The organism is Desmonostoc vinosum (assembly GCF_059505385.1).
Genome location: NZ_JCACKM010000207.1, coordinates 1 through 10,062, shown reverse-complemented (window position 1 = coordinate 10,062; position 10,062 = coordinate 1). Strand labels below are relative to the sequence as shown.

At 42.1% G+C, this 10,062-nt stretch carries 9 protein-coding genes; 3 read left to right on the top strand and 6 right to left on the bottom strand.

Annotated features, from left to right (window positions below; genetic code table 11):
• Window positions 1-54: 54 nt before the first annotated feature.
• The 3 genes from AC5JMF_RS25200 to psb34 all read right to left on the bottom strand — a co-directional run bounded on the left by AC5JMF_RS25200 (window position 55) and on the right by psb34 (window position 4,785).
• Window positions 55-717, bottom strand: coding sequence for a hypothetical protein (locus AC5JMF_RS25200; protein WP_495798442.1), 663 nt, complete (start codon window positions 715-717; stop codon window positions 55-57).
• A gap of 657 nt (window positions 718-1,374) precedes the next feature.
• Window positions 1,375-4,116, bottom strand: a complete 2,742-nt coding sequence (locus AC5JMF_RS25195; RefSeq protein ID WP_495798441.1) for a substrate-binding domain-containing protein — start codon at window positions 4,114-4,116, stop codon at window positions 1,375-1,377.
• Window positions 4,117-4,614: 498 nt separating this feature from the next.
• Entirely contained in the window at window positions 4,615-4,785 is a 171-nt protein-coding gene (gene psb34, locus AC5JMF_RS25190) for a photosystem II assembly protein Psb34 (protein WP_495798440.1), read from the bottom strand.
• Window positions 4,786-5,095: 310 nt separating this feature from the next.
• Here psb34 and AC5JMF_RS25185 point away from each other — a divergent pair, with 310 nt between their 5' ends.
• Window positions 5,096-5,221, top strand: coding sequence for a hypothetical protein (locus AC5JMF_RS25185; protein WP_495798439.1), 126 nt, complete (start codon window positions 5,096-5,098; stop codon window positions 5,219-5,221).
• Window positions 5,222-5,463: 242 nt separating this feature from the next.
• Here the strand turns inward: AC5JMF_RS25185 and AC5JMF_RS25180 are convergent, their stop codons facing one another.
• Window positions 5,464-5,982, bottom strand: coding sequence for a PadR family transcriptional regulator (locus AC5JMF_RS25180; RefSeq protein ID WP_495798438.1), 519 nt, complete (start codon window positions 5,980-5,982; stop codon window positions 5,464-5,466).
• A 659-nt stretch (window positions 5,983-6,641) separates the two neighbouring features.
• On the opposite strand from AC5JMF_RS25180, the gene AC5JMF_RS25175 reads away from it, so the two are divergent.
• Together AC5JMF_RS25175 and AC5JMF_RS25170 are read left to right on the top strand one after the other, a co-directional pair.
• A complete protein-coding gene (locus AC5JMF_RS25175; protein ID WP_495798437.1) occupies window positions 6,642-7,178 on the top strand; it encodes a TRADD-N-associated membrane domain-containing protein in 537 nt (178 codons plus the stop codon).
• Window positions 7,179-7,367: 189 nt separating this feature from the next.
• Window positions 7,368-8,771, top strand: a complete 1,404-nt coding sequence (locus tag AC5JMF_RS25170) for a tyrosine phenol-lyase (RefSeq protein WP_495798436.1) — start codon at window positions 7,368-7,370, stop codon at window positions 8,769-8,771.
• 27 nt (window positions 8,772-8,798) lie between these two features.
• Here the strand turns inward: AC5JMF_RS25170 and AC5JMF_RS25165 are convergent, their stop codons facing one another.
• Together AC5JMF_RS25165 and AC5JMF_RS25160 are read right to left on the bottom strand one after the other, a co-directional pair.
• Complete coding sequence (locus tag AC5JMF_RS25165) at window positions 8,799-9,560, bottom strand: Uma2 family endonuclease (RefSeq protein WP_495798435.1); 762 nt, start codon at window positions 9,558-9,560, stop codon at window positions 8,799-8,801.
• A gap of 119 nt (window positions 9,561-9,679) precedes the next feature.
• On the bottom strand, window positions 9,680-9,844 hold the full coding sequence (locus tag AC5JMF_RS25160; protein WP_495798434.1) for a hypothetical protein: 165 nt from the start codon (window positions 9,842-9,844) through the stop codon (window positions 9,680-9,682).
• Window positions 9,845-10,062: the final 218 nt, after the last annotated feature.

Below are 10,062 nucleotides of genomic sequence, written 5' to 3'. Positions count from 1 at the left end.
AATCCCCAGTCCCCAGTCCCCAGTCCCCAATCCCCAGTCCCCAGTCCCCAGTCCCTAAACCGGCGGCGGGTTTCGCCAGATTTCATCTGGTGAAAGAGTTGTCATGTTGAAAGCTTGCCATTCTGATGTGACGTACTTAAATTTACCGATCGCAATATCGCCGTTTGTGGTCAAATTGTCCCAATCGGTTGTTAAATCTAACCAGTAATCACCACCCATGCTCAACAAATAGCGAGCCTGACTGCGATCGTCGGATGCTTGCGTATCATCTACTACTAGCCGCGCTTGAATAGTGGTAAACATACCAGCTACATCATAGGGTTGAATTGGCGCTCGACCAGTTTGGCACCAAAAGTGATAGTTATAACCATCACCTGCTTTAGCTGAAATACTCCCATCCTCCTCATAGCGAATGTCTGCGCGTTTGCTAATGTCATCAGCAAAATCCTCTCGATAAGCAGCCCCCTCAACCCCTGTCGAGCTTTGCAGGAGATGCCATTGACTATCTTGCTTACTGAGCATGTAAGCTTTGATATCTTTGATCTGCACCCTAGTATTATTAGCGGGATTACCTTCGGCAGCCTCGTATAATTGTCCCCATGAGATCATGGCTTGAAAGTTTTCTGGATCGTTCCCCATGTCTATACGCGCACCAGATGCCCAGTCATAACTCTCTGGAACGCCATGCGGCATCCCCTCATTTTGCGGCGGATTCATGTCGCTAATAATCGTTGCAATTGAATTGATTTTGTTCTCAGTTTGTGCATCCACTCGGAAGCAATAGCAACAACTAACGACGATCATAAATATTGAAAGTAGTACGGGCAATTTTTTTTTGACTCGCATGTCACTCCTGTTTGCTAGTCAACTTCATTACCAGAGCTTAATTTAGTAGAGACTCGCATATCGGCGATCGCTCTTGGCTATGAAAAACTTGACTTAGTTTGACAAGATACTTTGTATCATTTTCTATTTGTGATTGCGACCAAATGATTTAAATCTGCAAGCTCCCTAGATTTTATTTATAAATCTTTTCAAGAATATACAATCAATTCATCTTAAATCTCGGCGCTAAGACGCGCCGTTGCGCGTCTCTGCACTATTATAACTGAGAATTAAACCTAATAAAGGGAACAGGGAATAGGGAACAGGGAACGTTGAGCGTAGCCGAAACTCACCAACCGGGAGGTGAGGGGGACGGGGAGACGCACAGAAAGATTTTGGAACGAAAAAATAGGCTTTATTCTGATTGAATGTAAAATACCTACACCTGTGAGGGCAGGGCAGGCAAGAGAGGCAGGAGAAGAAATAACAACACCCAGTCCCCACTCCCCACTCCCCACTCCCCACTCCCCACTCCCCACTCCCCAGTCCCTAATCCTCCGAAGTTTCTTGAGAAAACCTCTTGTGGATAGTTTTGGTCTGTTCCCCATCCGCAGAAACTACTTTTATTGGGTAGTCCATTAAACTTTCTGGGAATGGTATACGTAGATGAAAAGTTCCATCTGGTTTGAGTTTGATGGCATGTCCGCCGATGCTTACAGTTGTATTTGGCACTGTCGAGCCGTGGATAACTAACTCAGCATCGGCTTCAAACCAGAACTCTCCATAGGGACGACTAAAGATATGAGTGGTAACGGAACGGGTAATGAATGACCAGTTGCCATTGCTGATGTAACCAATTTCAATCATATAGTCGCGATCGCTAGCTGGAATAGCTACAAAGCGATCGTGTGTCGCTTCTTCACATTCATACTGCTGTACAAGCAGGGGACTCTGATAACTCAAGTCGATATCAGTGACATCATAAAGCCGCACTACCAATTGATAATCACCTTGTGGCTGTAGCGCTTCTTTATCAGTGTCAGAAATGTGCCAGAAAACATAAGCCCACTTGGGTGTGCGGGGTGAGAGAGTAATTCTGCTGTAATCTTCATTATCTGGCAGATCAACAGCTTCTTCAACTACTGGTATATCATCAACCTGAGAATGAGATTGTGCTGGCACATATGGTACTGGAGTTTCTTGAATTCCATAAATAGTAGCCCATGCACCAATCCCTGCCCCTGCTGTTAGTACAGCATCGCTGGTAGAGTCTGTTGGGTTAGCTTCGATATTATCCTCTGGCCAGTTGCTTTCTGGTTCAGTTGTCTGTTCTGGTAGCTGGGCTACTGTATCTATTTCTGGCAATTCGATAATCGGTTCAGCCGCATCCGCCACTACATTAAATGTGTCTTCTGGTAAGTTTGGTAATTCGGAAAGCGAAGATGTAACTTCCGGTGACAGCCATTCCGTATCAAATATCACGTCAGGCATATTGTCTATGGTATTTGCAGATGTCACCTCTTCAGTGGAATTGATATTCTCTGGTGGGGTTGATTCTGCTGGAGGTTGTGAATTGATGAGAGTTTTTGTTTCCTCTGTTTCCCAATAGTCTTCGTCATCTGTAACTTCAGGGATACCTGGTATTTTTGGTAACGAAGCTGTAGTGACAGTAGTAGGTAATTTTGTCTGAGGTGCCTCTTCTGGAATATTGGGTAATTGGGTATATGGCGTATTGACTACAGCTGCTGGTGCTTCTATATCCCATGCCACTTCACCAGACTGAGAAGATGTGTTTTCAACAGTACTTTCTCTATCTTTGCCAGAAATTTTAGACCAAATCCCCGCCCCAATACCTGTTGCTAAGACTGCACCACCCCCCAAGGCGGCTGCTGTGTTGGATACACCGTTTGTAGCTTCAGTTAGCTTAGAGGTAGCGTTGGCTGTTTCGTGTGCCAGATGAGGCGATGTTTGAGTACCGTTCTCCGATAGATTTGATGGTGTTTGATTGTAGATGCTAAAAGCAGTGTGATCGCCTTCTTCCTGCGAGTTTGAGAAAGATGAGTCAAAAGATATCGGTTCATCGTTATCGGCAGCAGCAAGGCTGACACCAGATGCTGTTTCCTCAGCCAACGATGGGCGTTTTCGCAAGAGCCACCACAACACAAATCCGCCTACAGCAGCAATAAACAGTGGTAATAGCAACCAGAATGGTGTTTCTTTGGTTACATTTGGACTATTTGTTGCAGGGGCTACCATAGGCTGCTCACCCGCCGGGGCTGTGGCATTAGGCGTAGTTTCTGCACCAGGGGAAACACTGCTATTAGGTGTAGCTTCTGCACTTGGGGAAGTAGTGGTAGTAGGTATAGCAGCTAATGTTGGTGATATACCTGAGGCGATCGCTTGTGCTTCAGCTACTCTAGCTGTTTCAATAGCTTGCTGTCCTGGTGGTGCAAGGGTAAAAGCCAAAAAAGCTGTGATGCTTGTACTGGGATTTTTTTTATAAACGTAAACCAGAGGTTGCGAGAAAGGATATTTGGGATCATCTGGCAAGGTTTGATGTAAAGGCAGAACTCGCACGCCTTGCAACTTCGATACCTGATTAGCCAACACATAGCTAATGCCGTCCTTACCCAATTGTTTGATAATCTCTGCTGTATCATCCTTTGCCAATTGCGTCGAGTTAGCACCTGTAGTAAACTTGCGAGTTTTAAAAGCTGGATAATCACGAAAAGTCTCGCGAGTATCACTCGTCGCTGGACGGTCAATTACTCGAATCTTACCCGCAGGCCCCCCTAATTCCGACCAATCGGTAATATCTCCTCGGAAAATTCGAGCGAATTGCCTAGTAGTCAAGCTTTGCTTGAAAGGATTGTCCTGAGAAACTATGATCGCAATTTTTTCGCGCCGTAAGCGAAGTTGCTCTAAACCTTTGGCTTTTTCTTGTGGCGTCAATCCCCTACCTATTGCTGCTACATCAATTTTGCCATCCAGCAGAGCTTGCAGAGCAGTATCAGTACCACTGGCAGCAATTTCTACCTTTGTGCCTGGGTATTGTTTTTCAAAGTTTTCTTTCAGGCTTTGATTGATTGTAGTCAAACTACTTGAACCATCAATCCGCACAACCGTCCCATTCTCCACTGACTGCGGTAGTGGGAAAGCTGGGGTTTCCGGTGAAGATTGCGCCAGCATCGGTGCTGAAATCAAAAGGCTTCCTGTCATCGGTGTCGCAGCCAGAGCAAGCCATAATGCTAGGCTGACTATCGAATTATCTTTTTTTTCTCGTTGCCACATATGCCCCATATCCTGGTATGAAGAATTAGAAAGTAGATCAGTAGTTTTAAACTTTATCTTTTTATGTAGAAGGAGACGCGCTAATTATACATCCCTATGATCTTTCTTCTCAGGTACTGAATTTACTATAAAAAACGCTACTTGCGGCTACTGAATTGTCTTTAAGCAATATTTATCTGGTGTTTAAATATTGCAAATTAGCATTTAAAACCATGCTTGACGGCACTTTCAGTCCTTTAGCTCTTCCAATTGTGAAGACTATAAAAGTTTAAAAATAAAGTTGTTTCTCTGTATTGTCAATTAAATAAGTCATAAAAGTTAATTATTTATTACAAAGTGGGAATGAGGAATAGAGAGTGGGCTGAGCAAATTCGCACTTGCCGGGCTGTTGCTTGAGTGTTTGTCAGCAACAAAAAACCCCGGCGTTTAGCACCGAGGCGAGAGAGAAGTACAAATGACAATGAGATATGAGATATTGCGATACAGAAGTAAAAATTATCAGCTAACACTAATACCAACTAAAACTAGAGTAGTGACGATTAATGTCGCAAAGACACCTTGTATAAGGTATTTGCGCTGTTCCCAAATTGCTGGATATTCAGCGTAGTAAACTTTGGGTTCGGTTGAGTAATTGTTGAGAACGCCGTCTTCGTTAACAGTGGTATACATAGCTTTTTCTTTTGTTTGTTACTTTATGTAAACAAATATAACAATATTGTTACAAACAGTCAATATAAATTGACAAAAAAGTTGATAGCGCTGATGAGAGTGACTAATCACCGCAGAGGGAGAAGGGGAGGCAGGGGAAGTAAGAAAAGTGATTTGTATCAATAATTTCTTGAAATGGTGTAAAAACTCCGTAGGCGTGCCTCTCCCCCTTGCTCCCCTGCCTCTTTACCCGAGATAGGTGAGTGCGTGCATTTATAGATTCAGTTGGCAAATCCTGATTGTTCTTTTAGTTGCGAGCCATTTTCAAATTATGACTACTCTACAAAAGAGCGTATTTTCTGCAACGCCAAGACTCAAAGATGATAGCGATCGCAAAAATACAAAACAAGAACATTGCTATCCTCGCTATCTGCAAAAACCACATCCATATACTTGAGGCTAATAATATCCCAACTACTGGAACACCACCAAAAATATCAGACACAGTCAGGAAGATTTCAAAAGTAATTGCAAAACCAAGTAGAGTTAATAAAAGATACTTGATTACCTTACAAGTCAACTTAAACAGTAGACTATGATCATTGAGATGAAGTTTCATAATTTTTGTCTTCTTGCGACGAGAAGAGTTGAATTCAATAACTTGACAAGAAAAAATTCCCAAATAGAGAGTATGAGGATTTAGCAAAGGTTCGATATTTGATTAAACCCAATGCCAAGAAGATTGTCTCTATACTCCCACACAGCCTCTAATGCCTCTCGACCTTTGTCAGTCAGCTTGTAATATCTACGACGGGCACCTCCTCGCTCAACAAGCTCTTCTAGTCTTTCATCTCCCCAACGCGAGGTTATGTATCCCTTATCGCTAGATTCCATTCGGCGCAACGTCGGATACAAAGTATTAGGCCCAATTTTCCTTTTACCTTTACTAACCTCTTCAATTGTGTTGATAATTGCCAAACCGTAGACTTCTTTATTCGGATAAAGTACAGAAAGAATATCCTCTTCAACGGACGAAAGTATATGTAACTCTCGATCATTCTGTTCTTTGACAACATGAGGTTTTTCTCTCCTTTTCTCAACTAATATATTGTTTAGCTGCTCAAGATATTTGCTATTGCCTTCTTCCAAAAGCTTTAACGCAATAACCTTTATCCAAGACAGATAAGTATGATTCTTGTTCTTGAAAGTATCCTCCATATTTTCCTCTTGAGATACGAAGCTATGTTTGTGTTTGTTTTTGATTAATAATTTGTGAAGGCGCAGAAAAATATTCCTTAGTTCTAATAAGAACTGAGGAAGGATAGCTGAGATGTGTTTATCAGCATTGGTTGGTATTTGCAGATGGCACAAACGAAAGACGTAAGTTAACTTGATCTTTGTTGTTCCGGCTTTGGCTATCCCCTAAACCCTCTTAGGAGGGCTTAAATATTAATTGATTGCTCTGCGCCTACATTACTCCCCACAAAGAAAGTAAGTACTTTGAGTGAACTGACATGTGTTCAGTTATGACTATTATATGACATATATCTTTTTTGTACACATTATCTAAAATAAAAACTAATATAGAAATATCTGCTGCGTATTAGCAGCCGAAATAAAGGTAGCTATGAGAACGCTATTCAAGTAACTTACTGACAATTTTGTAAAAAATAGTACTAAAAGCATAGTTTATTTACTTTGCTGAACTGATAAATTGTATTTAAGCAAGCTATATCGCTTTTGTACAGTTAAAATAAAACCAGTCTGTTAGCAGCACTGTCAGTAGATTAGAAAAGTTGTGAAGCAGAAGAAATTAGGCAATGCTCAAAGTACTCCGTCCCTCATCTGCATGATCAGCAAGCACACAAGGCAAGGACATGGATAAACAAAGGAAATCTAAAGCTCGAAAGAGCAATTGGCAATCTCTGCCGTCAGCTCAAGACAATGAAGAAGAATTGAGGGGCGATCATTTAGAACGTCGAAGACGCAGTCGGTACAAGAAAGGTGGTATAGTACGCAATCTGAAAAACATTTTTCAAAATGCTCAATGGGAGCTGGCGAGAAAGTTGACTGTTAACCAAACTACCCACCTGAAGCTCAAAGAGGGTATTAAACCTTCTTTAGAAGATGATGAAGCAATAAAAAGATACCAAGAGCTACTTTTCCAAAAAGCTAAGTTGGGTTTCTACGGCTCATTGTTTGCAGGTACGCTAGGCGTAACTATGAACATTGTAGGTTTTGGGATGATTTGCTTTGGTCAAACAGAGTTGGGCATCTCAACCACCATAGGGGGATTTAGCTTAGAAGGATCTGCATTTTTGATGCAAAAAATATCTCAAGATGCTAATGACCGCTTGGATAGATATTTTCGTAACAAACGGGATGATGAAGATACAGAAGAGAGCGAAGAATAGTACTGAATTTGTTTGGTATATCATTACTATTGTAGCACAAAACACTACAAATACTACTTGAAATTAACATTTAGTAATAAAGGCTCTTCCTGCAAGAGTCATTTTTAATGCGATCGCATTAAATTAGAATTGTGCAAAAGTAAAGCCGTGCTAGAAGCACGGGGTTTTAAACCCAATTTTTTGATAACTATGACTAATGACAAGCTTAACCGTATACAGCGTCGTCGCTCCTGGGCGGAGCCATATAAAATCAAGGTGGTTGAGCCATTGAAGCTCACTACTCGTGCTGAACGCGAACAAGCGATCGCCCAAGCCGGTTACAATACTTTTCTGTTACGCTCTGAAGATGTTTACATTGACTTGCTGACTGACAGTGGTACCTCAGCAATGAGTGATTATCAGTGGGCAGGAATGATGTTGGGGGATGAAGCCTACGCAGGTAGCAAAAACTTTTATTTCTTAGAAGCAACCATCCAAAAATACTACGGTTATCAATATATCGTACCTACCCATCAAGGACGCGGTGCAGAAAATATTCTTTCGCAAATCCTAATTAAACCTGGCGACTACATACCCGGCAATATGTATTTCACTACAACCAGGCTGCATCAGGAGTTGGCAGGGGGCACATTTGTAGATGTGATCATTGATGAAGCCCATGATGCCACATCACTGCACCCTTTCAAGGGGAATGTAGATTTGCAAAAGCTCACAGACTTAATTGAACAAGTTGGGGCGGAACGCATTCCTTATATTAGCGTTGCCGGAACTGTAAATATGGCTGGTGGACAGCCGATTTCTATGGCAAACTTGCGAGCAGTATACCAACTGGCTCAAACCCACGGTATCCGCGTGATTCTAGATGCCACTCGTGCTGTAGAAAATGCCTATTTTATCCAACGACAAGAAGAGGGTTACAACCAAGAGGCGATCGCTACCATTTTACGGGAATTCTGTTCCTACACCGATGGCTGTACCATGAGTGGCAAAAAGGATGCATTAGTTAACATCGGCGGTTGGCTGGCTCTCAACGATGATGATATCTACGAGGAAGCACGTAACCGAGTAGTAATATATGAAGGTTTACATACTTACGGTGGCATGGCGGGGCGAGACATGGAAGCTATGGGGCGGGGTATTGAAGAGTCAGTTCAAGACGATCATATCCGTGCCCGTGTTGGACAGGTTGAATATCTCGGTCAGAAATTGCTAGATTGGCATATCCCGGTTGTTGTACCAATTGGTGGTCATGCAATCTACTTGGATGCTAAACGCTTTTTACCGCATATTTCCCAAGATGAGTTTGCTGCACAACGCCTAGCAGCAGAATTATATTTAGAAGCTGGAATTCGGACAATGGAGCGGGGCATCGTTTCCGCAGGACGCAACAAAGAAACTGGTGATAACTATTATCCAGAATTGGAACTAGTGCGCTTGACTATTCCCCGACGCGTGTATACTCAAGCACATATGGATTTAACTGCTGAAGCGGTAGAAGAAGTTTATTATAACCGCGATCGCCTGGGTGGACTCAAGATGGTTTATGAGCCGAAATATCTCCGTTTCTTCCAAGCACGCTTTGAATTGTTGTAGAGTTGGCGCTAGTACTCTCATTTGTAGTTATACCAAATCTGGATCGATACCTAATTCCCTTAACTTTGCCGCAAGTGCTGCTTGGCGCTGACGTTCCACTTCAAGTTTGGCGATTGCATCGTCAGTGCGTTGACGTTCTGCTTGGGCTTGTTCGGAACTCCACAACAATAAATTACCTGCTTCATCCCACCATCGCAACCAATGAATATTTAATCCTAAACGAGTTCCCTGCCAAATTCCCAAAAATAACTCCAACTCAGGAAACCAAAAACGTCCTAATTCAGATGGTTGCTGCAAAATATATTGATCATTTTCCAAACGACGTATTTCTAGAGTGACTTCATCAGGATTAAAAATCACATAAGTGGGAACTTGCAATATTCGCTCATAAAAGTATAGTTTCCCATAAGGAAAGGTAGGACGAATTGAATATTCTCCGTTATCAGCATCCGAAAGAAACTCCATCACCACAGCCACAGGTGCGCCTTCTACATTAGGTGTGTAGCTACGACGAACTATACCTGCACCCACAGGTAATACATGCGGTACATACAACCAATCTGGGGCCTTGACAACAGTTTTTTGATTGATATTAGCAACAAGACCAAAATTAGATGCTATAAGTATCTCTTGGTTAATTCGATTTGCTGCACCTAAAGCATCCGTTAGTGCTGCTGCCAGGGAAGGCTGTTGAAGATTTTCCACCGGATCATCAGGAAGAATAAAATCGTCTGGGAGTTTTTCCCAAGTAACTATAGGGTTTTGGCGCTGAGGTGCGGCTAGAACCATAACGGTTACAAGATTGTTACTTATGTTTTGTTAAAGCTGATTGCCAATATTTTACAACGCATTTCAAAAGAGCAATCCAAATGCCCACGCCCTATTTAGTACAAGATTTTTAGCTAAAATTAACTTGCATGATTCCAATCGCTGAGTAACTCATGCTCTTGTTTAGCTTTGTTACGTTTGCGGAATGGTACTTTAGGAGTACCCACGATGCCAGGGAAAGATGATTGTTTCTTTTTGGCAGATTTGTTTTCTTTTGTGGTTAAGCTAGTTTCTAGAGTTTTCATTAGTCGATAAATTTGTAATTCAAACTTCAGCACTAATCTATATCATCAATTTCCCAACAGCAAATTTCTGAAGAAAGATATTAATTAGCATCATCTACTGCTTCAGAATCAATATATACCTAAGGAATAGGGAGTGGGGAGTGGGGAGTGGGGAGTAGGGAGTAGCTTTCAAGGGTAGGTTTTTCATATTCAGTCTGAAAAAACCTATTTTTTCGTTC

What these genes read in the sequence shown, in the direction of transcription:
- AC5JMF_RS25200 (WP_495798442.1), bottom strand. Translation starts at nt 717, where the DNA reads ATGAATCCGCCGCAAAATGAGGGGATGCCGCATGGCGTTCCAGAGAGT.
- AC5JMF_RS25195 (WP_495798441.1), bottom strand. Translation starts at nt 4,116, where the DNA reads ATGTGGCAACGAGAAAAAAAAGATAATTCGATAGTCAGCCTAGCATTA.
- psb34 (WP_495798440.1), bottom strand. Translation starts at nt 4,785, where the DNA reads ATGTATACCACTGTTAACGAAGACGGCGTTCTCAACAATTACTCAACC.
- AC5JMF_RS25185 (WP_495798439.1), top strand. Translation starts at nt 5,096, where the DNA reads ATGACTACTCTACAAAAGAGCGTATTTTCTGCAACGCCAAGACTCAAA.
- AC5JMF_RS25180 (WP_495798438.1), bottom strand. Translation starts at nt 5,982, where the DNA reads ATGGAGGATACTTTCAAGAACAAGAATCATACTTATCTGTCTTGGATA.
- AC5JMF_RS25175 (WP_495798437.1), top strand. Translation starts at nt 6,642, where the DNA reads ATGGATAAACAAAGGAAATCTAAAGCTCGAAAGAGCAATTGGCAATCT.
- AC5JMF_RS25170 (WP_495798436.1), top strand. Translation starts at nt 7,368, where the DNA reads ATGACTAATGACAAGCTTAACCGTATACAGCGTCGTCGCTCCTGGGCG.
- AC5JMF_RS25165 (WP_495798435.1), bottom strand. Translation starts at nt 9,560, where the DNA reads ATGGTTCTAGCCGCACCTCAGCGCCAAAACCCTATAGTTACTTGGGAA.
- AC5JMF_RS25160 (WP_495798434.1), bottom strand. Translation starts at nt 9,844, where the DNA reads ATGAAAACTCTAGAAACTAGCTTAACCACAAAAGAAAACAAATCTGCC.